The sequence below is a fragment of the Amaricoccus solimangrovi genome (assembly GCF_006385685.1).
GTDB classification, from domain to species: Bacteria; Pseudomonadota; Alphaproteobacteria; order Rhodobacterales; family Rhodobacteraceae; genus Amaricoccus; species Amaricoccus solimangrovi.
In genome coordinates this window covers 54,751-77,689 of sequence record NZ_VFRP01000019.1, presented here as the reverse complement: position 1 = coordinate 77,689, position 22,939 = coordinate 54,751, and the positions used below count along the sequence as shown (strand labels likewise).

The following is a 22,939-nucleotide window of genomic DNA, read 5'->3' as shown; positions in this document are numbered from 1 at the left end:
GACCATGGAACGCCCGCCTCCGCGAGAGGCCGAGGTGATGTGGCGCGATGGCGACGTTCCCGTCTCCACGCGCCATGGCGAGGCGTATTTCGGCGACGCCGACGCGCTCGCCGAGGCCCGGCACGTGTTCATCGCCGGCAACGACCTGCCCGCGCGCTTTCGGGAACGGCGGGAGGCCTTTCCCGATCCACGCCGCCGCCGCCCGTTCCAGATCGCCGAACTGGGCTTCGGCACCGGCCTCAACGCGCTCGCGGCGACGCTCGCCTGGCGCGCGGCGGGGAGCGGGGACACGCTGCGCCTCACCTCCTTCGAGGCCCATCCGCTCCCGGCGGAGGACATGGCCCGCGCGCTCCGCCCCTGGCCGGAGCTCGCGCCGCTCGCCCGGGAGCTCGTCGCGGCCTGGGGCGCCGGGGAACGCGCCTTCCGGCTCGGCGAACCGGGATCCGGCGCGGTGGAGGTCGAGGTGATCATTGGCGACGCGCGCGAGACCCTGCCGCTCTGGCCGGGGCGGGCGGATGCGTGGTTTCTCGACGGCTTCAGCCCGGCGCGCAACCCCGAGCTCTGGGAGCCCGCCCTGCTGGCGGAAGTCGCGGAGAAGAGCGCCGGCGCCGCCACGCTCGCGACCTACAGCGCCGCCGGATCCGTTCGGGCCGCGCTGGAGGCCGCCGGTTTCGCGGTGGAGCGCGTGGCCGGCTTCGGCCGCAAGAAGCACATGACGCGCGCGATCCTCGGCCCGCGCGCGCCGCGCCGGGTGATCTGCCCGCCCCGTCCCCTGGAGTAAGTTCGTGACCGACAAGAGTAACCCGCGGCTGGGGATCCTGCTGATGATCCTCGTCTCCTTCATCTTCGCGCTGCAGGACGGGATCTCGCGCCATCTCGCGAGCAGCTACCACGTGATCACCGTGGTCACGCTGCGCTTTTGGTTCTTCGCCCTCGTGACGGTGATCTGGTCGGCCTCGCGCGCCGGCGGGCTGCGCCGGGTCGCGCGCTCGGCCCATCCCGCGCTCCAGATCACCCGGGGCACGCTGCTGATCGTCGAGATCTGGGTGACGGTGATCGCCTTCGTGAAGCTCGGCCTGATCGCCGCGCATTCGATCTTCGCGGTCTATCCGCTGCTCGTCGCCGCGCTCGCCGGGCCGATCCTCGGCGAATATGTCGGCTGGCGCCGCGGGGTCGCGATCCTTGTGGGGCTCTTCGGCGTGCTGGTGATCCTGCGGCCGGGCCTCCAGGTCTTCGATCCGGCGGCGATCTATCCGCTCGCGGGGGCGCTCATGTTCGCGGTCTACGCGCTCCTGACCCGCCGGGTCGCCTGGGAGGACGACGCCGACACGACCTTCTTCTATACCGGCGTCGTCGGCGCGCTCTTCTCGACCCTCGTGGTGCCCTTCTTCTGGACGCCGATCGCGGGGGCGGACTGGTTCTGGATGGCCACGCTCTGCGTCAGCGCGGTGGCGGGGCACTTCCTGCTCATCAAGGTCTACGAATTCGCCGAGGCGAGCGTGGTCCAGCCCTTCGCCTATTTCCAGCTCGTCTTCGTCGGCATCCTCGGCATCGCGCTCTTCGGCGAGCGGCCGGACGGGTTCACCATGCTCGGGGCGGGGCTGATCCTCGCCGCCGGGCTCTACACGCTGCTGCGCCAGAAGAAGCTCGGCATCCAGCCGCCGGAGAGCGAGGCCGCGGCGGCGGTGGGCGACTGAGAGGCTTGATCGGCGGCGCGATTGACGTTCCAATCCCGCCCCGGCGGCGAGGGAGGAGCGATTGCGCGGCGCGGTGATTGGCGGACTTCTCGGACTCGCGGCCTGCTCGCGCGGCGACCTGCCGCTGCCCGCGGTGCCGGGCCTGTCGCTCGGCTCGGCCGAGGAGGCGGAGATCACCGACCGGGTCTGGCTCGACGAAACGCCGGGCGCGCCCCGGGGCGCCTTTCTCGCCTTTCTCTCCGACGGCACCCTGATCCAGGACAGTTGCGGCGAACTCTGGCGGCTCTCTCCCTGGCGCCGCGTCGATGCGACGACGCTGGTCTGGGAGGAGGACGGCGCGACCATCCGCGCCGAGATCGCGCTGGCGGGCGACAGCGAACTCGCGCTCGCGATCGCGCCGCCGGGAGGCGAGGCGGAGACGGGCGGCGGCATGACCCGGCGGTTCCGCGCCGCGGAGGCGCCGATGGTCTGTCCGGAGCCGGGCTGAGGCCGGGCGCCGAGCCTTTCCGAGGCGACCGTGCTGATCGAGCGCGCGTTTCGCGCCCCGCTCGCCTGACGCGTCAGAGCACGAGGTCGATGCTCCAGAACCGCCGGATCTGGTCCTCGCAGGCCGCGCGCGCTTCCTCGGTATCGCCGCTCACCCGCTCGACGCGGAAGCCGAACCGCTCGAAGCCCGAGCGGTCGACATGCGACAGCACCACCACCTCGACGTCGCGTTCGAGCGCGAAGGCGGTCACGCGCATCGCGCGGTCCGCGACATCGGCGGGCTCCTCGGTCACGCGCAGCCCGATCGCGACCGCGTCCTCCCGGCGGAACCCGGCGCGCGGCAGCAGGCAGCCCTCCACCTCGGGGAAGATGTCGCGCCCCGGCACCGCCGCGCGCGGCTCGAAGGCGGCGGCGATGTCGTCGATGTCAGCCGCGTCCCGCGGGTCGATCCGCGACAGAATCTCCGTCCAGCGCGCATGATCCATCGGTGAACTCCTCGATGAGCCGGGCCGCCTCGGCCGCGCCCGGCGCGGGCAGGTCGAGCGCGGCGAGCCGGGCCCGGAACGTCTCGCCGAGCCCCTCGTCGAGCACCCGGCCGATCTCGCGGTCGAGCGCCATCAGCGCGTGCGGCTCGACCATCGCGGCGACGCCCCGGTCACGCGCCGCCCGCGCCCGCGCCCGCTGGTCGTCCATGAAGGCGGCGGTCTGCGGCACGAAGATCGTCGGCACGCGGTTGTAGAGCGTCTCGTGAAAGGTGTTGTAGCCCGCCGCGCCCACGCAGAGATCGGCGGCCGCCACGATCACCCCGGCCCTGTCGGTGCGCACGACGCGGGAATTGCGCCAGGAGAACCAGGCGGGCCGCGTCGCCCCGGTCGGCCAGACCACGATCAGGTGCAGCGTGTCCTCCCGCCGCTCCATCATCCCGCAGAGCGCCTGGATCTGCGCGCCCCGGTCCGCCGCCACGCCGCCGCCGAGCAGCGAGACCACCAGCCGCTCGAACGGCCGGCCGAACCGCGCCGCGAGTTGTTCGCGCAGCGCCGCTCGCGCGGCGGGATCGGGCGCGCGCGGGCGCACGATCGGCCCCACCTCGCGGATATGCTCGCCATGGGAGTAGGAGGCGTTGAGCTCGGGAAAGGCCTCGCAGGGCACGATCACGCGGTCGAACACCTTCTCCCGGTCGAGCGCGATCGAATTGTCCTGCCCGCTCTGCCAGAGGCCGCGGCGGATCCAGAGGCCGCGCAGCCGGTTCTCCAGGATCGTCCGGTATACCGAATCGAACACATAGCCGCCATCGAAGACCAGCGCCCCGCCGCCCGCCGTCAGCGCGCGCAGCCGCAGATAGTTGGCGAGATCGTTTTCATGCGGCTGGGCGTGATGCGCGCTGCGTCCGATGAGCGGCGCCACGTCGAAACCGTAGCTCTTTACCAGCCTGAGGCAGCTTGGAAACGCGGCGAAGACCGGGCGCGTCGCGGTCATCTCCGAGGCGATCAGCCCGCAGCGCTGGGCATGGCCGAGGCCGACGCCGTTCGTCGGCATGAAGGCGACCACCGGCTTCGCCCCCTCCGGACGCGGCCGGGGCGCGGCACCGATCGCGCGCAGGAACGGACCGGGATCGGCCTGCCGCGCGAGTCGCGAGTCGCGGGTCGCCTCCCCGAGCGCCGCGCGGCGGGGCAGGATCGTCTCGACGAGGAAGGCGTGCAGCGCCGGCGTCCGGAGCGGGCCGCGGACGAAGGCGGGCTCGCGCGCCGCGAGCAGGTGCCCCTCGGTCGCGTCGATCAGCACGCCGCCCGTCACGGCGAGATTGGCGATGAGGCTCCGCAGCCGGTAATTGCCGTTCGGCGGCGCGCGCAGCACGCAGATATCGGCCACCGCCGCGAGGTCGAGCGGCAGTGCCTCGCCATAGTGATAGATCCGGAACGCCGCGCCCCGGCTGGCGCGCCATTCGTCCTTGCTCCGTCCGTCGGTCAGGACCGCGGTCTCGAAGCTCGGCGACAGCGCGAGATCGGCGAGATCGCGCGCCTCGCCCGCGTCGGAGAGATCGGGCGCCACGACGAGCAGCCGGGGCCGGCGCCGCCCGACGGCGGGACGGGGCGCGACGCCGATCACCGGGCAGCCGGCGTCCCAGCCCGGATCCGCCGCGTCGGCGAGGTTCAGGATCGCCGGTTCCGCGCCGAGCACATAGCCGAGCCGCGCGCCCGACTGGATCCGTCCCTGCCGGTCGCGGAAGGCGCCGCAGGCGCGAGCCTCGCCCGCGTGGCCGGCGAGCCGGCGCAGCCCGGCGAGCCCCGCGTCGGAGGCGCGCTGCGCGGCGGTGACGAGGAGCCGGTCCGAGGGAAGCGGCTTCGTATCGGTGAGATAGGGCGCGAGGTCGAACTGCACGTTGCGCGCGAGGCCCGGGGGAATCCCCCGCGCGTCGATCCGCGCCTCGACCCCGAGCCCGGCCAGCTGGCTCACGAAGACCGCGAGTTCCTCGATGTCGCGCGCCGCCGCGCTCGCGGTCTCACAGCGCAGCATGGGGAGCCGTCGCGGGCATGTCGATCAGCGACAGGAACTGGCGCGCGAAGACCTCCGGCCGGAACCGCGCGAGGCTCGTCTGCGCGGCCCGCGCGAAGCTCCGGTAGCGCGCGGGGTCGGCGACGAATTCCGCGATGATCCGGTCGAGATTCTCGCCCCGTCCTTCCTCCGGATCGGCGATCACCGCCGGACCGAAGGCGGCGGCGGTGCCGGGATCGGTGATCACGACCTTGCCGGCCGCGATCGCCTCCGCGATCACCCGCCCGAAGCTCTCCTGCCAGAGCGGGTTGGTGAAATAGACGAAGAAGTCGATCTCGGATAGGAACCGCGCCGGCTCCATCGCGCCGAAGCGCATCAGCCGCCAGTGTTCCGGCGTCCCGGCGCCGCCCATCAGGTTGTCCGCGCCGAGTATCGCGCAGCTTTCCGCGTGGGCCGGAAACTGCGCCCTGAGCCGCTCGAACGGCGGGAATTTCTCGAAGCCGGGGCGCGAATGCCGGCCGCGGCGGTCGCGCGGCGCCTCGCTCGGGGCGGTGGCGGCGAGGTCGATCACGTTGAACCAGTCGAGCGGCGCCACCGGCCAGTCCGCGCCGGGCGCCTCCGTCTCGCGCGTCTGCCAGCCGAGCACGCCTTCGCGGTTCCAGGGCGAGATCGGGGCGAGGATCGGCGTTCCGCAGGCCAGCCCCGCCTCGATCTGCCCGAGGCAATGGCCGACGTCGAAGCCTTCCGCCCCGCCCGGGCGGAGGAAATTCTCGTGGCAGACCACGAAGGCGCGGGCCGCGCTCAGCCGGGGCGCGAGGCCCCGGTCCCGCTTCAGGCTCGACGGATTGTGCAGCACGATGGTTTCGGCCCGGATCACCGGCGCGTCCTCGACCAGCGTCAGCCCGAGCGCCTCGAGCGTGGCGGCGAGGCGCGGGTTGACCGGGCGCTCGCGGAACATCCGCGTCCTGAGCGCGTGGACCTCGATCGTCGCGTGCGGGGCGAGGGCGGCGATCTCCGCCGCGACGGCGCCCGCGGTGCCGCCGGGAAACCGCGGATCGACGACGATCGCGACTTCCGGCCGGCCGCGCCGGCGCGCGGAACGGGACCGGGCCGGGTCGGGCGCGTTGGCGGCGAAGCCGACCGGCCGGGTGGCGCGGCCCGGGGCGCGATCGGAAGCAGGATCCCGCGGCGCGTCCGCTCCCATCAGTAGAGGCTCGCCCCTCCGCCACCGCCGGGGGCGCTGTCGGTCGTGCTGGAATCCTGCGAGCTGAACCGGCGCAGCGCGTCGTTGAGGTCGCTGTCGAGTCCGCTCGCGGCGCTGTTCGAACCGGCGAGGAACTGGCGGAGCAGCCCGGCGAGCGTCGTATCCTCGATCAGCAGCTCGGGATGCGCGCGCAGATAGGTCCGAAGCCCGGAATAGTCGTCGGAGGAGAGCAGCGAGGCGATCTCGCGCAACTCGTCGGCGCTCGGCTGTTCGGCCTTCGCCGGGCTGCCGAGCTGCGCGCCGAGGATCATCGCCGATACCAGAATGCCGATTTGCCGGTGCATGATTCTCCTGACCCTCTGGGGCCCGATAAATGCCTTCGTCCTTCGAGGCGGTTCTTTATGCGAGGTCGCGGCGGGAGGAAAGCGCCTCGGATCGCGAGTGGGCGCGACGGCGGAGCCCCGCCGTCACTGCCCCGCGCCGCCCTGCTGGCGCAGCATGCGCTCGACCTCCCGGCTGAGCAGCATCCGCTCCACCGCCTCGGCCTCGAGATCGCGCCCCCGTGTCTGGGGTTGCGCCTGGGCCCGCGGCGCGGCCGTCACCGGAGCCGGGCTTCGGGCCGCGACGCCTCCGCCGGACGAACCGGTGCCCCTCAGCCAGATCTCCACGACGCCGGGCAGCGGCTGCGGGCGGAAATTGGTGAAGTCGCGCGTCTCCACCGGGCCCGCTCCCGAGGCCAGCGCGGCGACGGCCAGCGCGGCGGCGCGGTCCTCGGGGTGATAGTAGCGCACATTGGTGGAACTCACCGAGAAGCCCGCCGGCAGGACCGCCGCCGTTCCGGCGCCGGCGTCGCGCAGGGCGGCGGCGAGTTCATTGGCTGTGCCGGCCGCGCTCGGCGGGTAATGGACCGAGACGCGGGCCTGCGCGAGGGTGGCCTCGTCCGGCGGCGTCGCGGCCGGCGGCGCGACGGGCGCGCTCACCTGGCCCGCCGGGGCCTCGGGTTCGGGCGCGCTCGGATCGGCCGGAGGCGTCTCCGTCGCCGCGCGCGGCATCGCAGGGCGGAGCGCCTGCGGCGCCTCCGGCACGGGCGGCGTGGCCGCGGCCTCGTCCGCCGCCTGATCCGGCGCGAGTTCGGGAAGGCGCAGCGGCCCGATCGCCGCCCGGGCGTCCGGCGCCGCGAGTTCGCCGAGCGGCGCGGCGCTGGCCAGCGTCCCGGTCTCCCCGTCGCCGGGGGCGGACAGTTTCGGGGCCGGCGCCTCTTCCTCCGCCCCGGCCCGGGGCGCGCCGGGCGAATCGGCCATCGCCTCGGGCGGCGCGCCGGCGGTCACCGCCGCCTCGTCCCGCGCGGGTTCTTCCTCCGGCGCCGTCGCGGATGGCGCCGGAACCGGACGCGCGGTGATCGCGGCGGTCCCGGTGCCGGGCGCTTCGGGCGCGGGGGTGCTCTCCGGTTCGGGCGCGCGCGCCTCCGTGTCTGGGGCGGCCAGGCCGGGGGCGGGCAGGTCGGAGGCGGATTCGTCGGCGGCGGTCTTGTCGGGGGCGGAGGCCGGAGGCGCGATCGCCTGCGCGATCCGCGCCCGGAACGAGGGCGGCGCGAAGAGGACGGCGGCGCCGCCGCCGATCAGGCCGATGAGAAAGATGGCGAGCAGCAGCGCGGGCAGGCCGTTGACGCGGCGCGACCGCTCCTGCGTCCAGGTTTCGATCGGTTCCGGCGGGTCCACGGCCACGTAGCGCGCGGGCGCCACGAGTTCCGTCGGTTCCGGACGTGGAGTCGGGGTCGGATTCGGGCTCGCCGGTTCGGGCGGCGTCGGGGCTTCCCAAGTGCGTCGCATCGGCGCCGCCGCGGGCTCATCCGCGTCCCGCGCGGGTTCGGCGGGAGGCGCGACCGGGACGCTCCGGTTCTCGGCGGCCGCCGGCCGGCCCCAGGCCGGGCGCGGCGCGGAAGCCCCGGCGTCCTCCGCCGGCTCGAGGCCCGGCCGCGCGATGGGTGGCAGGCCGCGCGTCGGCGGCGCGGACCGTTCCGGCGCGGCGGGCGGCGCCATCCATTCCGGGCGCGGAAGGCGGTTCGGGATCTCCGGCCCGTCGGCGGGCAGCGCCACGGGGCGCGGCCCCGGACGCGGCGGAACCCGCGCCACGTCGGGCCCGTCCCCGGCTGTCGCCAGCGCGGCCGCGCGTTCCTCGCGCGCGCGGATCGCCTCCACGCGCCGCTCGCGCGCCTCGCGCAGCTTGCGCTCCAGCGCCGCCGGATCCAGCAGTTCGGCCATGCTCGGCTCTGTCTCCGCCGCGCGGTCCGACGACCGCTCCGGCTGGACGGATTTCGACATGCATCAACTCCAAGCGCGGCCCAAATCATGCGATTCGGCCGCCTATCCCCCGGACCCTGGCGCGGCGCGCGGATCCATCCTCGGGGCGAATCTACCGGGAAAAGCCGCCGCATGCCAGCGCGGCCTCCGCCCGGAATCGCCCGCGGAGCCGGACGGGCGGAGTCTTGCCGGTCCGGGCGGGCGGAAAATCGCGGAGGAACAACGCGCTAGCCCCTCGCTCGCCTTTCGGGACCACGCGAATGTGAGACCCGCCTCAGTCCAGACGCCCGCCGGAGAAATAGTCATCCAGGATCCGGCGGTAAACCGCGGCGAGCGTTCTCACATGGGCGACGGCCACGCGCTCGTCGACCTTGTGCATCGTCTGGCCGACCAGGCCGAATTCGACGACGGGGCAGATGTCCTTGATGAAGCGCGCATCCGAGGTGCCGCCCGAGGTCGAGGCCTCCGGCCGGCGCCCGGTCTCGGCCTCGACCGCGCGGGCGACGAGATCGGAGAAGGGCCCCGGCGGGGTCAGGAAGCTTTCACCCGAGATCTGGAACCGCGCGGCGATCCCGACGCCGAACTGCTTCGCGATCCGGTCCGCCTCCTCCTCGATCCAGGCCGAGAGCGAGCCGGAACTGTGCGCGTCGTTGAAGCGGAGGTTGACCACCGCCCGCGCCTCGCCCGGGATCACGTTGGTCGCCCTGTTGCCGGTGTCGACCGAGGTGATCGCGAGCGTCGAGGGATCGAAATGCCGCGTCCCCGCGTCGAGCCGGTGCCGCGCGAGCCGGTCGAGCAGATGGACGAGCGCGGGAAGCGGGTTCCGCGCCCGGTCGGGATAGGCGGAATGGCCCTGGGTGCCATAGGCGGTGAGGAAGGCGGTCATCGAGCCGCGGCGCCCGATCTTCATCATCTCGCCCATCTCTTCCGGGCAGGTCGGCTCGCCGACGAGGCAATGGTCGATCCGCTCACCCTTCTCCGCCATCCAGTCGAGGATCGCGCGCGTGCCGTCGATGCTCTCCCCCTCCTCGTCGCCGGTCAGCATGACGACGACGCTGCCCTCGGGCGGGGTCTCGGTCACGAAGTCGATCGCCGCGGCGACGAAGGCGGCGACGCCGGATTTCATGTCGCAGGCGCCCCGGCCGTAGAGATAGCCGCCCTCCTCCTCGGCGGCGAAGGGCGGGTGCCGCCAGGCGTGGGCCTCGCCCGGGGGCACGACGTCGGTATGGCCGTTGAAGCCGAGCACCGGCCCCGCGTCGCCCCAGCGGGCATGCAGGTTCCGGATCCCGCCGCGCTCGATCCAGGCGACGCGGAAGCCGGCGTCGCGCAGGAGCGCCGCGACATGCTCGAGCGCGCCCGCGTCCTCCGGCGTCACGGAGGGGCAGCGGATCAGCGCGGCGGTCAGGGCGACGGGATCGGTCATCGGGCTTCCTTCATCCGCGGCGGTCGGTCCTGGGGCGCGTCGCGCACAGGACCTTGTAGCCGCCTTCCTCCGAGAGACGTTCCCATTGCCGGAAGCGCGCGTCCAGCGCCGCCTCGTAGGGAAGCTGGCGGTTCGCCACCATCAGGAACTGGCCCGAGGGCTTCAGGAGGCGCGCCGCCGCGGCGATGAAGGCCTCGCCCAGCGCGGGCTCGGCGGCGCGGCCGCGATGGAAGGGCGGATTGGCGATCACGCGGTCATAGGGCGGGATGCCCCGGCCGAGCGCGCCGACGTCGCTCCAGTGAAACGACGCGCGCGGATCGGAGACGTTGAGCCGCGCCATGTCGAGCGCGCGCGCCTCGGCCTCGTAGAGGTCGATCTGGCTCACCTCCGGGCCCGCCGCGAGGGCCTGGAGCGACAGCCAGCCCCAGCCGGCGCCGAGATCGGCGACGCGTCCCTTGATCCGGCCGGGCAGGATCTCCGCGAGCCGGCGGCTGCCGGGATCGATTCCCTCGGCGGAGAAGATGCCGGGCTCGGTGAAGAAGCCGTCGGCGTTGCGCGCGGGCCGCGCCGCCTCGGCCCAGCGCGTCACCGCCTCGGGAAGTCGCGCGGGGCGGCGCGTCCAGAAGACGCGGCCATGCGCCTTGGTGAACTGGCCCTCGAGCGGCAGGACCGCGCCCACCTGTTTCGCGAGGCTGTCCACGCCGTCGGTCTTCGCCCCGTCGACGACGAGCAGTCCTCCCTCGGGCAGGAGCGCGAGGGCGCGGGCGATGTTGCCGAAATTCTCGACCCGCGCGCGCGTCAGTGCGACGATCGCGGCCGCCGCCGGATCGGTCGCGCGCGGGACGACCTCGAAACCCTGCTCGGCCAGCGCGTCATGCGCGGGGCGCAGGCTCTGCTCGCAGCGGAGCCTGCCGGAGCCGATCAGGGCGAGCGCCGGGCCGAAGGTCGCGCGGATGAAGACGATCGGCCCGGTCTCGGGCAGGTCGAAGGCCTGCGACGCGATCGCGGTCGCGAGGCGGTCTGACTGGGACATGGCGGTCGGGTCGGAGCCCTATTCCTTTTCCATCGTGCACTGCAGGGGGTGCTGGTTGCGCCGCGCGTAATCCATCACCTGGGTGACCTTGGTCTCCGCGATCTCGAAGGAGAACACGCCGACCACGGCGAGACCCTTGCGGTGCACCGTCAGCATGATCTCGATGGCCTGCTGGTGGTTCGTGCCGAAAAACCGCTCGAGCACGTGAACCACGAATTCCATCGGCGTATAGTCGTCGTTCAGGAGCAGCACCTTGTAGAGCGGCGGGCGCTGCGTCCTGGTCCGGGTCTTCGTCAGGAGGCCGGATTCGCTCTCCGGAGGTTTCTTGTCCGAGCCTGTCATTCCCGTGGTGCTTCGGTTCTCGTTCGTGTTCAAATCCGCCCAAGAATATATGCGTTCGCCCCGGCTTGGAAAGGGCCGCGGCGGCGCTTTCGGCGGGCAACGCGGCTCCGTGCCGGCCTGTCGGCGCCAGAGACCCGCCAAAGAAAAATGGGCCCGACGCTGCCGCCGGGCCCGGAACTGGTTACTCGCCGGCGCGCGGGACCGCGCGCCTCATACCGATCGCGTCGCTCAGAGCGACAGCGACTTCAGCTTCTCGGTCGCGGCGGTCACGCGCGCGCCGATCGGGGCGCTGATGTCCTTGGCGGCGGCCGAGTAGATCTCGTTCATCTTGGTGGTCTGCTGCATCATGCCTTCGAAGGCGCTCTGGCAGTAGGCGGTCTGCTTCTCGAACAGCTCGGTCATCGTCTTGGCCGAGGCGATGTCCTGGGCGGCGGCGACGCCGTCCTCGAAGAACTTCTTCGAGTAGGAGGAGATTTCGGTGCCGATGCCCTCGGCGGCCTTGGCGGCGATCTCGGAGGACTTCACGAGCGCGTCGACGTTCTCCTGCGAGAAGGCGGTCAGACCCTCGAAGCCCTTCGTGAACTTCTCGATCTGCTCGGAAACGGTTTTCTGCGTGTCAGCGACCATGGTCTCAACTTTCGCGGTGGCGTCCTGGACGGCGGATGAAATGTCGGTGGAAATCTCGGCGGTCGTGGCTTCGACGGTTTCCGTCGGAGCGGCTTTGGCAGTGCGGGGCGCGGCCATGTCTCTCTCTCCTGTTTCCAACTTGCGCCAGTGATACGCCCTTCGCTGCGACGCGTCAAGATTTTTGTTGCGCTGCAGCAAGGGCGCTGGGGCACGGGAGCCACATGTCAACGCCTGCCCGGCAGTCATTGATACAAAAGTGTTTTCCCCTCAGGCGACTCATGCTAGCGTCCATGAAAAATCAACGGGGTGCGACATAGCGTTCCGATAAATCCGAGGCAGTGGCGCGAATCGGCGCCGGAGGCAGTGATGACCAGCACCCAAGCCCGCGGGGCATTCCTCGCGCTCGGCCTATCGCTACTTGCGACCATGGCGCACGCGCAGCAATTCGCGTCCTATGTGATGGATGCGCGCACCGGCCGCATGATTCAGGCGACGAACGCGGAGACGCCGGTTCCCCCGGCCTCCCTGACCAAGATGATGACGCTCTACATCGTCTTCGACCAGATCAGGCGCGGCCGGATGTCGCTCGACCAGAAGATCACCATCAGCCCCCACGCCGCCGCCGAGCCGCCCTCCAAGCTCGGGCTCCGGGCCGGGCAGCGGATCGAACTGCGCTACCTGATCCGCGCCGCGGCGATCAAGTCGGCGAACGACGCGGCCACGGCGATGGGCGAGGCGGTCGGCGGCTCGGAGGCCGGCTTCGCGAAGATGATGAACCAGTATGCGCGGGCGATGGGGCTGAGCCACACGACCTTCAAGAACGCCAACGGCCTCACGCGCGCCGGGCACCTGTCCTCGGCCCATGACATGGCCGAGCTCGGCCGGCGCCTCTATTACGACTTCCCCCAGTATTACAACATCTTCAGCCGGGTGGCGACCTCGGCCGGGCTGAAGACGGTGCGCAACACCAACCGGCGGCTGCTCGACAGCTATCCCGGGGCAGATGGAATCAAGACCGGCTATACCCGCGCGGCGGGGTTCAACCTCGTCTCCTCGGCGCAGCGCGGCAACGAACGGGTGATCGTCGCGGTGCTCGGCGCCCGCTCCAGCGCGGCCCGCAACGCCGAGGTGGCGCGGCTGATGGACCTCGGCTTCTCGAAGATGCCGAGCCAGGCGCGGATCGCGATGCCCGCGCCGCTCGATCTCGGCGGCACGCGGGTCGCCTCCGCCGCGGCGCCCGCGCGTCTCGGCGCGACGCCGCCGCCGGTCGAGCGTCCGGCGCTCGCCACCCAGCCCGGGGGCGAGCGCGTGATCGCCGCGCTGCCGCCCGGGGATCTCGGCTTCGACGCCGGCCGGCCGATGCCCCGTGTGATCAGTTCTGACGCCGCGATCACGCGCGACAGCGCGAGCATCGCCGCCGCGATCGCCGAGGTGAACAGCGAGCTGCGCGCCAATCGCGCCGTCGACATCGCCGCGCTGACCGAGGCCGGGCGTCCCGCGCCGCGTCCGGTCGAGCCCGACACCCTCGCCGCCGCCGCTCCGGCCGCGGGCGTCGCCGCCGCCTCGACCTTCGCCGCCGTCGCGCCCGCCCCGCCCCGCCCGGACGAAGCCGGGGGAACCCGCGTCGCGAGCAACGACCTCGGCGTGGTTTCGGACGCGAGCGCCGGCGAAGGCGGCGGCTGGGGGGTCCAGATCGGCTCCTTCCGCTCCCGGGGCGACGCGGAGCGGCAGTTGCTGACCACCGCGCTCCAGGACGTGCCGGAGCTCAACGGCGGGCTTCGCCGCGTGCAGGCCGCCAAGGTGCAGGGCGTGACCATGTACCGCGCGCAATTCGTCGGCCTCAGCCGGGGCAGCGCGCTCGGCGCCTGCGAGACGCTGAGCCGGCGCTCCACCGAATGCATGCCGCTCGCGCCGGGGATCTGAGTCGCGGCGATCCGGGCGGGGGGGGGCGGGCTTCGGCCCGCCCCTTTTTCATGACTCGGAACCTTGCATGACCCGGAACGAAAAAGCGCGCCCGAGGGGCGCGCTTCGTGGTCTGCGACGGGGATCCGGCTCAGAAGCCGAGGCCCTCGTACTTCTTCTTGAACTTCGACACGCGGCCGCCGGTGTCGAGCAGCTTCGCCGAGCCGCCGGTCCAGGCCGGATGCGCCGAGGGATCGATCTCGAGCGTCAGCGTGGCACCCTCCGCGCCGTAGGTCGAGCGCGTCTGGTAGGTGGTGCCGTCGGTCAGCTTGACCTCGATCATGTGGTAGTCGGGGTGCACGTTCTTCTTCATCGCGGCGCTCCTCAGGCCTTCGCGTCGGCCGGGACGGCCTTGGGGCGGTAGTTGGTCTTCTCGACGATACGGGCGGATTTGCCGCGGCGCTCGCGCAGGTAGTAGAGCTTCGCGCGGCGAACCTTGCCGCGGCGGACCACGGTGATCGAATCGATGTTCGGCGAGTGGAGCGGGAAGACGCGCTCGACGCCCTCGCCGAAGGAGATCTTGCGGACGGTGAAGCTCGCGCCGATGCCCGCGCCGCCGTTGCGGGCGATGCAGACGCCCTCGTAGGCCTGGACGCGGGAGCGCGTGCCCTCGGTCACCTTGTAGCCGACGCGCACGGTGTCGCCGGCCGCGAAATCGGGAATGTCCTTGGCCAGAGCGGCGATCTGCTCGGCCTCGAGTTGCTGCAGCAGGTTCATGTCAGTCGTCCTTCTGAGGCTCGCCTTTGGCGGCGATGGTCTGCGCGTCCGAGAGCTCCGCTTCTCCCGCCGGGTCCGCGCATGCCGCTTCGACATGGGCCCGCCAGAGATCGGGACGACGTTCCTTGGTCAGCCTCTCCGCCTGGCTCCGTCGCCACTCGGCGATACGTCCGTGATGGCCCGAGAGGAGAACCTCGGGTATCCGCAGACCTTCCCAGTCGGTCGGGCGTGTGTATTGCGGGTATTCCAAAAGCCCGTTCGAGAACGATTCCTCGACGGACGACTCGGCATTGCCCAGGACGCGGGGTATAAGCCGGACGCAGGCGTCGATCAAGGCCATCGCCGCGATTTCGCCGCCCGTCAGCACGAAATCCCCGAGCGAAACCTCGGTGATGTCCCGCGCCTCGAGCACGCGCTGGTCCACCCCCTCGAACCGGCCGCAGAGCAGCGTCATCCCCGGCCCCCGGGCGAGGCGGCGCGCCATCGCCTGGTCGAATCGCGCGCCCCGGGGCGAGAGATAGAGCACCGGGCCGGGGCAGGGGGCGGCGTCGAGCGCGGCGGCGACGACGTCGGCCCGAAGCACCATCCCCGCGCCGCCGCCCGCGGGACTGTCGTCCACGCTCCGGTGGCGGTCGGTCGCGACGCTCCGGATGTCGAAGGGATCGAGGCTCCAGAGCCCGTCGCGAAGCGCCCGGCCCGTCAGCGAGGCGCCGAGGGGGCCGGGGAACATCTCCGGGAAGAGGGTGAGGACGCGAGCGGTCCACGGCGTCGTCATCGCAAGGCCCCAGGCACGCCTCCGGCGGCGCGGCTATTCGCGCTCGGGGCCGTCGAGCCCCTCGGGCGGATCGGCGATGATCCGGCGGCCGGGAAGATCGACCGTCGGGACAACCGCGCGGGTGAAGGGCAGGAGCAGGTCGGGCCGGCCCGGCCGCGCGATCTCGAGGATGTCGCCCGCGCCGTGGTCGAGCACCGCCTTGACCTTGCCGATCGGCGCGCCGCCGGTGTCGAGCACGGCGAGGCCGATCAGGTCGGCGTGGTAGAACTCGTCCTCGCCCGGATTGGGCAGGCGCTCGCGCGGCACGTAGAGCCGCGTTCCCTTCATCGCCTCGGCCTGTTCGCGCGTCGAAACGCCGGTCAGCCGCGCGGCGAAGGCGCCCGAGAGCGCCCGCGTCACGCGCAGGCCGAAGCTCCGCCCGTCCTCGGTGAGGAGCGGCGCGTAATCGGCGATCGCGGCGGGATCGGCGCAGAAGGACTTGAGGCGCACCTCGCCCTGCACGCCGAACCCGCCGGCGATCGCGCCGACGCAGACCAGACCCTTCGGATCAGCCATCGCGCATCCGCCCTCGGGAGGGAGCCGCCGATTACTCGGCGGGAGCTTCCGCGGCGGCGGCCTTCTCGGCGCGCTCCTTGGCGCGGGCGACGGCGGCCTTGCCCGGCTCACCCTGCTTCGGGTTGTTGCGGGTCTTCTTCTCGGTGACGCCGGCGGATTCGAGGAAACGGGCCACGCGATCGGTCGCCTGCGCGCCCTCGCCGAGCCAGTACTTCACGCGCTCGACATCCATCTTCACGCGGTTCTCGTTGTCCTTCGGCAGCAGCGGATCGTAGGTGCCGAGCTTCTCGATGAAGCGGCCGTCGCGGGCATAGCGCGAATCGGCGGCGACGATCGAATAGTGGGGACGCTTCTTGGACCCGCCGCGGGCGAGCCGGATCTTCATGGCCATGGGTTTCAGCTCCTGTTCATGGTCTGGTCTTGGGCTTCGTCAGCCCCGTTCTCGAGATGCTTCTCGTGATGCCTGATGACTTCGGAAATGATGAAGTTCAGGAATTTCTTCGCGAAGGCGGGGTCGAGATCCGCCTCCTCGGCCAGCCGTTCCAGCCGCGCGATCTGCTTCGCCTCGCGCGCCGGATCGGAGGGCGGCAGGTTGTGCCGGGCCTTGAGCACGCCCACGCCCTGCGTGTGCTTGAACCGCTCCGCGAGGGTGAAGACGAGGATCGCGTCGAGCCGGTCGATCGACTCGCGATGCCCGCGCAGCAGGTCGGCCGCGCGGCGGATGTCCTCGGAGGAGGCCGCGACACGCCAGTCCTCCTCCCCGGCCCCGGTCGGAAGTCCGGCGCTCATTTCTTCTTCCCCAGCCCCGAGAGACCGGGGGGCAGCGTCAGGCCCGGGGGCATCCCGCCCGGTCCCGGCATCCCCGGCGGCAGCCCGCCCGGCATCGGCGGCATCCCTCCGGGCATGCCGCCGCCCTTGCCGAGCAGCGCGCCGAGGCCGCCCCTGAGCAGGCCCTTCTTGCCCATGCCGCCCATCTTCTTCATCACATCGGCCATCTGCCGGTGCATCTTCAGAAGCTTGTTCAGATCGGAGACCTCCAGCCCCGCGCCCGCCGCGATCCGCTTCTTGCGGCTCGCCTGCAGCAGGTCGGGGTTCCGGCGCTCCTTCTTCGTCATCGAATCAATGAGCGCGATCTGGCGGCGGAGCATCCGGTCGTCCAGCCCGGCCTCGTCGAGCTGCTTCGACATCTTCTGCATGCCGGGCATCATGCCCATCAGGCCGGACATGCCGCCCATCTTGATCATCTGCTCGAGCTGGCCCTTCAGGTCGTTCATGTTGAACTGACCCTTCTGGAACCGCTTCATCATCCGCTCGGCCTGCTCGGCCTCCAGCGTCTCGCGCGCCTTCTCGACGAGGCTGACGATGTCGCCCATGCCGAGGATGCGGCCGGCGATCCGCTCGGGGTGGAATTCCTCGAGCGCGTCCATCTTCTCGCCGAGGCCGACGAAGCGGATCGGCTTGCCGGTCACCGCGCGCATCGAGAGCGCGGCGCCGCCGCGGCCGTCGCCGTCCATCCGGGTCAGCACGACGCCGGAGATCCCCACCCGGCCGTCGAACTGCTCGGCGACGTTGACCGCGTCCTGCCCGGTCAGGCCGTCGACGACCAGCAGCGTCTCGCGGGGCTTCGCCGCGTCGCGGACCGCCTCGACCTCGGCCATCAGCTCGTCGTCGATGTGAAGCCGGCCGGCGGTGTCGAGCATCACCACGTCGTAGCCGCCGAGCGTCGCCTGCTGCTTCGCGCGGTTCGCGATCTGCACCGGGGTCTGGCCCGGCACGATCGGCAGCGTGTCGACGCCGACCTGGGTGCCGAGCACCGCGAGCTGCTCCATCGCCGCCGGGCGCCGCGTGTCGAGCGAGGCCATCAGCACGCGCTTGCCCTCGCGGTCCTTCAGGCGCTTCGCGAGTTTCGCGGTGGTGGTCGTCTTGCCCGAGCCCTGCAGGCCCACCATCAGCACCGGCGCGGGCGGGTTGTCGATCCGGAGTTCCGGGCTCTTGCCCTCGCCCGCCAGCACGTGGACGAGCTCGTCATGGACGATCTTCACCACCTGCTGGCCCGGCGTCACCGATTTGGTGACCGCCTGGCCCCGGGCCTTCTCCGTGACCGACTTGACGAAATTCCGGGCGACGGGCAGCGAGACGTCCGCTTCCAGAAGCGCGACGCGGACCTCGCGCAGCGCGGTCGCGATGTCGTCGTCGGTCAGCGCGCCCTGGCGGGTGAGCTTGCCGAAGACGCCGCCGAGGCGGTCGGACAGATTCTCGAACATGGCCCCTCCAACGCTGATCGCGCCGGTGGGCGCGACGCGCTGACCGACGGCGATCCTGGGACGACACACAGGACCGGAGTGCTTTCACGCTCCGGAGATTGGGGAGGCATTACGCGAACGGGGCGGTCGGGTCAAGGGCGGGGCGGAACCGGTCCGCCCCGGCCCAGCGTCAGATGTTGCCCTTCGAGAGTTCGCCCGCGATATGATCCGCCTGACGGATCGCGAGCGCGACGATGGTCAGCGTCGGGTTCTCCGCCGCGCCGGTGGTGAACTGGCTGCCGTCGGAGACGAAGAGATTCGGGATGTCGTGGCTCTGCCCGTAGCGGTTCACCACGCCGTCCCGCGGATTCTCGCTCATCCGGTTGGTCCCGAGATTATGCGTCGAGGGATAGGGCGGCGTCGGGAAGATCCGCGTGGCCCCGGCGGCGCGGTAGAGCTCCGCGCCCTTGCCATAGGCGTAATCGCGCATCGCCTCGTCGTTCGGATGATCGTCGAAATGCACGTTCGGCACCGGCAGCCCGTTCGCATCCTTCACGTCCGGATTGAGCGTCACCCGGTTCGTCTCGCGCGGCATGTCCTCGCCGACGATCCAGAGCCCGGCCATGTTCTCGTAGCCGTCGAGCGCCGAGGTGAATTCGCGCCCCCAGGCGCCGGGATCGAGGAAGGCGGCCATGAAGGGCAGGCCGAGCGACAGCGTCTCGAACTCGAACCCGCCGACGAAGCCCCGGCTCGGATCATTCCGCCGCTCGTCGCCGATATAGCCCGCCATCGTCGTGCCGCGCCACATCCGCACCGGCTTGTCGAACACCGCGTAGACCGATCCCGTCGTGTGGCGCATGTAGTTCCGCCCGACCTGGCCCGAGGAATTCGCGAGCCCGTCCGGGAACATCGACGAGGCGGAGTTGAGCAGGAGCCGCGGGCTCTCGATCGAGTTGCAGGCGACCGAGACCAGCTTCGCCTTCTGCCGCTGCTGCTTGCCCTCCGCGTCGAGATAGACGACGCCGGTGACCCGGCCCGCGTCGTCATGCTCGATCCGGAGCGCGAAACAGCCCGAGCGCACCTCGAGATTGCCGGTCTCCTCGCCCCGCGGCACGTCGGTATAGGCGGCGGACCATTTCGCGCCCCATTTGCAGCCCTGGAAGCAGAAGCCGGTCTGCTGGCAGGACATGCGCCCGTCGTATTCGGCGCTGTTGATGCCCATGTGACCGGTCGAGACGTCCTCGTAGCCGATCGCCCGCGCCCCCGCCTCGAAGACCTTGAAGTTGTTGTTGCCGGGCAGTCCCTCGCGCCCGCCGGTCCGCGTGACGCCGAGCTTGGCCTCGGCCTTGTCGTACCAGGGCGCCATCTCGGCGGAATCGATCGGCCAGTCGAGCAGGTTGGCATCGGGAATGTTACCGTAGGTCGTCCGTGCCTTCCATTCATGGTCCTGGAAGCGCAGGCTCGCGCCCGCCCAGTGGATCGAGGTGCCGCCCACCGCCTTCACGATCCAGGTCGGCAGGTTCGGGAAATCCTGCGCCACGCGCCAGTTTCCCGAAGTCGTGCGCATGTCCGTCCAGGCGAGCTGCTGGAAGCTCGCCCATTCGTCGTTGATGTAGTCGTCGGGCAGATAGCGCCCGCCGGCCTCGATGGAGACCACCTTCACACCCTTCTGGGCCAGTTCGTTCGCCAGCACGCCGCCGCCGGCGCCGGAGCCGACGATCACCACCACGCCGTCGTCGTTGAGATCGAACTTCGCGACCATCTCGCGTCCCCCTCAGAGCCAGTTGATGTCGTCGAAGCCGCGGTGGAGATACCCGCCCTGGCTGTAGCTCTCGCCCTGGTAGCCGAAGATCGGCCAGATCTCCTTCTGATTGTAGAGTCCGGTCACGAGCCCGCCCCGGATCGTCTGGAAGAACGGGCTCGCCTCCTGCGTCCTGAGGATCGCGACCCGGTCGCTCTCCCAGCCGACCGAGAGATAGTCGTCGAAACCGGCGCCCTGGGCGGCGGCGTTTAGCGCGGCGATGCCCGCCTCGATCGCGGGCGCGTCCTCGGGCGTGTCGTAGCCCTTCACGGCGACGGCGTAGAAACTGTCGGCCACGCGGTCGTGCGGATAGATGTCGCGCGCCATCTGGATCAGCGTCGCCATCGTCTCGGGCCTGATGTTCTCGAGTTCGAGCGCCCAGGCCGCGTCGGGCGCGGCGACGAAACCGGCGCCGATCGCGAGCGCGGCGCTCGCCATCGCGGCCCGGCCGAGCAGGGCGCGACGCGTCAGCCCGCGCAGAGCGGGGTCCTTTGCCATTCCTTTTCCTCCCATTGGCTTGTTTCTTGTCTGGCTGGCGGGGCGGGGTGCTAGCTCATCCGAAGCGCCCCCCGCGCTGGATCACCTCGATCTGGTAGCCGTCCGGATCGGCGATGAAGAAGAACCGCGCCAGCGTCTTCCCGTCGTGCTGGAAATCGACGAGCTTGCGGGGGGCGAGCCCCGCCTCGGTCATCCGCGCGTGTTCGGCGTCCACGTCGTCGACGACGACGGCGAGATGGCCGTAGCCGTCGCCGAGGTCATAGGGCTCGGTCCGGTCCTTGTTGACCGTGAGCTCCAGTTCGAAGGGCGATTCCGCGTTGCTGAGGTAGACGAGGGTGAAGCTCTCGAAATCGAGCCGGTCCGCCACGTCGAGGCCGAAGGCCTGCCTGTAGAACGCGAGCGAGCGCGCTTCGTCGAGCACGCGGATCATCGAGTGGACCGTCTTGGCCATCGGCCTCTCCCTTCCATGTCAGTCGAGGAAGGAGACTAGCCTCCCGGAACGGGGGGCCGGGTAGTATCCCGATACTACGTTCCGGCCTATTCCGCGGCCAGCGCGGCGGCGTAGGCCGGCGTTCCCGCGCCCGCCACGTGCAGCAGGCAGGAGCAGCGCAGGAGCGAGCTGAAATTGGCCGCCTCGCCCCGCTGCCGCAGCACCTCGTCGTGCAGTTTCGAGATGAAGGCGGGGGTGCTCATCCCCTGGTCCGCCGCCATCGCGTCGAGGATGTGCCAGAAGGCGGCTTCGAGGCGCAGGCTCGTGCTCTGGCCGTTGAGGCGCAGCCGTCGCGTCTCGGGCGTGTATTCGGACGGATCCTGTCCGGAGAAGATGCTGCACATCCGACGGGCCCTCCCGATCGCCCCGCTTTTCCCGCAGAATGGCGCCGCGCCGCCCCCGATGGCAAGCCCGCCGCCACCAAGGTCGGGGGCGCCCGCCTCAGGCGGGGAGCGCCGCCGGCCGTTCGCGGATCGGCAGATGCACCAGCGCCGAGAAGGCGCCGACGCCCACGCCGATCCACCAGACCGCGGTGTAGCTGCCATAGGCGTCGTAGAGCCGCCCGCCGAGCCAGACGCCGAGGAAGGCGCCGATCTGGTGGCTGAGAAAGACGATGCCGTAGAGCGTGCCCATGTAGCGCAGCCCCCAGATCTGCGCGACGAGACCGCTCGTCAGCGGCACGGTCGCGAGCCAGAGCGCGCCCATGATCAGCGAGAAGAGCAGGACGGTCGCCGGCGTCATCGGCGTCAGGATGAAGGCGGCGGAGACGATGGTGCGCGCGGCGTAGATCTGCGCGAGCAGGTACTTCTTGCGGAAATGCCGCCCCAGCGCGCCGGCGAGCAGCGTGCCGCCGATATTGGCGAGGCCGATCACCGCGATCGAGAAGGCGCCGAGCGCCGAGGTGGTGCTGATCCCGAGGCTCGCGAGCAGGCTGCCCGAGGGGATCGGCGCGCAGACCTCGGTGATGAAGGCCGGGAAATGCGCGGTGATGAAGCCGAGCTGGTAGCCGCAGGAGAAGAAGCCGATGAAGATGAGCGCGAAGCTCGGATCGCGCAGCGCCTGGCCGACGATGGCGGCCATGCCCGCGTCCCCCGCCGCCGGCGCGGCGCGCTCGCCGCTCCCGAGGAAGGGCAGCGCGAGCAGCACGGCGAGGATCGCGACCGCGAAGACGACGAAGACCGAGGGCCAGGCCATCTGTCCGAGCAGGAGTTCCGCGACCGGGGGGCCCAGCACCTGCCCGGCCGAGCCCGCGGCGGTGGTGATGCCGAGCAGGAGCGAGCGGTTCTCGGCCGAGGCGGCGCGGCCGACGATGGCGAGGATGACGCCGAAGCCGGTGCCCGCGATGCCGAAGCCGATCAGCACGTTCAGCATCTGGTGCCCGACCGGCGTCACCGCCTGCGCCGAGAGCAGGAGCCCCGCCGCGTAGAGCAACGCGCCGAGGATGATCGCGCGGCGGTCGCCGAAGCGTTCCGCGATCGCGCCGAAGACCGGCTGGCCGATGCCCCAGGCGAGGTTCTGGATCGCGATGGCGAGCGAGAACTCGGCGCGCGGCCAGCCGAATTCGCTGGCGATCGGGATCTGGAACAGCCCGAAGCTGGCCCGGATGCCGAAGCTCACGAGCAGGATCAGGCAGCTCGCGACGAGGATCGGCGTGACGATTCGCGACGAGGACAGGGCCTCGGGCTGGGCTGGCGCGGCCATGGCAGGGACTCCGCTGCGGTGAAGCGGCGGCCACTCTCCCCCGCGCGGGCCGCGGGGTCAAAGCACTTTATGTGATGGCGCCCATCACCGATTCTGAACCGAGGCGCTCACTCCTCGGCCGGCGCGTCCTCCCCGGGCGTCTCCTCCGCCTCCGGAACCTCGCCGAGGACGGCGGTGTAGCGGATCGGAAAGCCGGTGTCGGTCGTGAAACCGTAGGGGCCTTCCGTCAGTTCCGCGAGGTCCAGCGCCGCGGCGCGGAAGTCGGAGCCGAGCGAACAGGCCACCACGTCGGCCTCGCCGAGATGGCGCGAGGCGAGCCGCCGCAGCAGTTCCTTCACCTCGCTCTCCGCGATCTGGTCGACCGGGACGACCTGTTGGAAGAACGCGTCGCCGCCATTGAGGCCTGAGATCGTCCAGCTGCGATCCGACATCGAGAAACCCCCGCTCCAGACGCCGAACCCCGGCGCGATACCGACACTAGCCCGGTTCGCAGCGCGGGAAAAGCCGCGCGGGCGGCCCGCCGTTGACCTGACCGGCGGAGATGATAGGGAGGATGCCGCCGGCATTCCCGTCTCCGGAGCCCCCATGACCG

26 protein-coding genes are annotated in these 22,939 nt (G+C 71.3%); 4 read left to right on the top strand and 22 right to left on the bottom strand.

What is annotated here, in order from left to right; translation table 11 throughout:
- Window positions 1-4: 4 nt before the first annotated feature.
- From mnmC2 to FJM51_RS16705, 3 genes are all read left to right on the top strand, one after another.
- A complete protein-coding gene (mnmC2, locus tag FJM51_RS16715; RefSeq protein ID WP_140455281.1) occupies window positions 5-781 on the top strand; it encodes a tRNA (5-methylaminomethyl-2-thiouridine)(34)-methyltransferase MnmC2 in 777 nt (258 codons plus the stop codon).
- A gap of 4 nt (window positions 782-785) precedes the next feature.
- Window positions 786-1,697 (top strand): DMT family transporter, encoded by a 912-nt coding sequence (locus tag FJM51_RS16710; RefSeq protein ID WP_267901435.1) that lies wholly within the window; start codon window positions 786-788, stop codon window positions 1,695-1,697.
- A gap of 61 nt (window positions 1,698-1,758) precedes the next feature.
- On the top strand, window positions 1,759-2,184 hold the full coding sequence (locus FJM51_RS16705) for a hypothetical protein (protein WP_140455280.1): 426 nt from the start codon (window positions 1,759-1,761) through the stop codon (window positions 2,182-2,184).
- Between the two features lie 73 nt (window positions 2,185-2,257).
- Here the strand turns inward: FJM51_RS16705 and FJM51_RS16700 are convergent, their stop codons facing one another.
- The 9 genes from FJM51_RS16700 to FJM51_RS16660 all read right to left on the bottom strand — a co-directional run bounded on the left by FJM51_RS16700 (window position 2,258) and on the right by FJM51_RS16660 (window position 11,722).
- Entirely contained in the window at window positions 2,258-2,668 is a 411-nt protein-coding gene (locus FJM51_RS16700; RefSeq protein WP_140455279.1) for a hypothetical protein, read from the bottom strand.
- A complete protein-coding gene (locus FJM51_RS16695) occupies window positions 2,610-4,697 on the bottom strand; it encodes a glycosyltransferase (protein WP_140455278.1) in 2,088 nt (695 codons plus the stop codon). Before FJM51_RS16695 ends, FJM51_RS16700 begins: the two co-directional genes overlap by 59 nt.
- Window positions 4,684-5,880 (bottom strand): glycosyltransferase, encoded by a 1,197-nt coding sequence (locus FJM51_RS16690; RefSeq protein ID WP_140455277.1) that lies wholly within the window; start codon window positions 5,878-5,880, stop codon window positions 4,684-4,686. Before FJM51_RS16690 ends, FJM51_RS16695 begins: the two co-directional genes overlap by 14 nt.
- Window positions 5,880-6,224, bottom strand: a complete 345-nt coding sequence (locus tag FJM51_RS16685; protein WP_140455276.1) for a hypothetical protein — start codon at window positions 6,222-6,224, stop codon at window positions 5,880-5,882. Before FJM51_RS16685 ends, FJM51_RS16690 begins: the two co-directional genes overlap by 1 nt.
- Before the next feature lie 123 nt (window positions 6,225-6,347).
- Window positions 6,348-8,201, bottom strand: coding sequence for a hypothetical protein (locus FJM51_RS16680; protein ID WP_140455275.1), 1,854 nt, complete (start codon window positions 8,199-8,201; stop codon window positions 6,348-6,350).
- A gap of 253 nt (window positions 8,202-8,454) precedes the next feature.
- Window positions 8,455-9,603: a succinyl-diaminopimelate desuccinylase gene (dapE, locus tag FJM51_RS16675; protein ID WP_140455274.1), complete on the bottom strand. Its 1,149-nt coding sequence runs from the start codon at window positions 9,601-9,603 to the stop codon at window positions 8,455-8,457.
- A 10-nt stretch (window positions 9,604-9,613) separates the two neighbouring features.
- A complete protein-coding gene (locus FJM51_RS16670) occupies window positions 9,614-10,636 on the bottom strand; it encodes a class I SAM-dependent methyltransferase (RefSeq protein WP_140455273.1) in 1,023 nt (340 codons plus the stop codon).
- An 18-nt stretch (window positions 10,637-10,654) separates the two neighbouring features.
- Entirely contained in the window at window positions 10,655-10,978 is a 324-nt protein-coding gene (gene clpS, locus FJM51_RS16665) for an ATP-dependent Clp protease adapter ClpS (RefSeq protein WP_140455272.1), read from the bottom strand.
- Window positions 10,979-11,206: 228 nt separating this feature from the next.
- On the bottom strand, window positions 11,207-11,722 hold the full coding sequence (locus FJM51_RS16660) for a phasin family protein (protein ID WP_181164598.1): 516 nt from the start codon (window positions 11,720-11,722) through the stop codon (window positions 11,207-11,209).
- Window positions 11,723-11,971: 249 nt separating this feature from the next.
- Between FJM51_RS16660 and FJM51_RS16655 the strand changes: the two genes are divergently transcribed.
- The gene (locus FJM51_RS16655; RefSeq protein ID WP_233713160.1) at window positions 11,972-13,528 is read left to right on the top strand and encodes a D-alanyl-D-alanine carboxypeptidase; all 1,557 of its coding nucleotides are present in this window, start codon (window positions 11,972-11,974) and stop codon (window positions 13,526-13,528) included.
- A gap of 130 nt (window positions 13,529-13,658) precedes the next feature.
- On the opposite strand, the gene rpmE is transcribed toward FJM51_RS16655, so the two are convergent.
- The 13 genes from rpmE to FJM51_RS16590 all read right to left on the bottom strand — a co-directional run bounded on the left by rpmE (window position 13,659) and on the right by FJM51_RS16590 (window position 22,778).
- A complete protein-coding gene (gene rpmE / locus FJM51_RS16650) occupies window positions 13,659-13,880 on the bottom strand; it encodes a 50S ribosomal protein L31 (RefSeq protein WP_140455270.1) in 222 nt (73 codons plus the stop codon).
- 11 nt (window positions 13,881-13,891) lie between these two features.
- Entirely contained in the window at window positions 13,892-14,284 is a 393-nt protein-coding gene (rplS, locus tag FJM51_RS16645) for a 50S ribosomal protein L19 (RefSeq protein ID WP_140455269.1), read from the bottom strand.
- Between the two features lies 1 nt (window position 14,285).
- Window positions 14,286-15,059, bottom strand: a complete 774-nt coding sequence (gene trmD / locus FJM51_RS16640; protein WP_140455268.1) for a tRNA (guanosine(37)-N1)-methyltransferase TrmD — start codon at window positions 15,057-15,059, stop codon at window positions 14,286-14,288.
- 33 nt (window positions 15,060-15,092) lie between these two features.
- The gene (rimM, locus tag FJM51_RS16635) at window positions 15,093-15,614 is read right to left on the bottom strand and encodes a ribosome maturation factor RimM (RefSeq protein WP_140455267.1); all 522 of its coding nucleotides are present in this window, start codon (window positions 15,612-15,614) and stop codon (window positions 15,093-15,095) included.
- A gap of 31 nt (window positions 15,615-15,645) precedes the next feature.
- Window positions 15,646-16,005 (bottom strand): 30S ribosomal protein S16, encoded by a 360-nt coding sequence (gene rpsP / locus FJM51_RS16630; RefSeq protein ID WP_140455266.1) that lies wholly within the window; start codon window positions 16,003-16,005, stop codon window positions 15,646-15,648.
- Window positions 16,006-16,010: 5 nt separating this feature from the next.
- Entirely contained in the window at window positions 16,011-16,403 is a 393-nt protein-coding gene (locus FJM51_RS16625; RefSeq protein ID WP_140455265.1) for a chorismate mutase, read from the bottom strand.
- The gene (gene ffh, locus FJM51_RS16620) at window positions 16,400-17,878 is read right to left on the bottom strand and encodes a signal recognition particle protein (RefSeq protein WP_140455264.1); all 1,479 of its coding nucleotides are present in this window, start codon (window positions 17,876-17,878) and stop codon (window positions 16,400-16,402) included. The genes FJM51_RS16625 and ffh overlap by 4 nt, the downstream gene beginning before the upstream one ends.
- A 169-nt stretch (window positions 17,879-18,047) precedes the next feature.
- Window positions 18,048-19,619 carry a GMC family oxidoreductase gene (locus FJM51_RS16615; RefSeq protein ID WP_140455263.1) on the bottom strand — a complete coding sequence of 524 codons (1,572 nt, stop codon included), beginning with the start codon at window positions 19,617-19,619 and terminating at the stop codon, window positions 18,048-18,050.
- Window positions 19,620-19,631: 12 nt separating this feature from the next.
- Entirely contained in the window at window positions 19,632-20,156 is a 525-nt protein-coding gene (locus FJM51_RS16610) for a Twin-arginine translocation pathway signal (RefSeq protein ID WP_140455262.1), read from the bottom strand.
- A 55-nt stretch (window positions 20,157-20,211) separates the two neighbouring features.
- Entirely contained in the window at window positions 20,212-20,607 is a 396-nt protein-coding gene (locus FJM51_RS16605; RefSeq protein WP_140455261.1) for a VOC family protein, read from the bottom strand.
- 86 nt (window positions 20,608-20,693) lie between these two features.
- On the bottom strand, window positions 20,694-20,990 hold the full coding sequence (locus tag FJM51_RS16600; protein ID WP_140455260.1) for a ribbon-helix-helix domain-containing protein: 297 nt from the start codon (window positions 20,988-20,990) through the stop codon (window positions 20,694-20,696).
- Between the two features lie 97 nt (window positions 20,991-21,087).
- Window positions 21,088-22,347 (bottom strand): MFS transporter, encoded by a 1,260-nt coding sequence (locus FJM51_RS16595; protein WP_140455259.1) that lies wholly within the window; start codon window positions 22,345-22,347, stop codon window positions 21,088-21,090.
- A 107-nt stretch (window positions 22,348-22,454) separates the two neighbouring features.
- Complete coding sequence (locus FJM51_RS16590) at window positions 22,455-22,778, bottom strand: hypothetical protein (protein ID WP_140455258.1); 324 nt, start codon at window positions 22,776-22,778, stop codon at window positions 22,455-22,457.
- Window positions 22,779-22,939 lie beyond the last annotated feature (161 nt).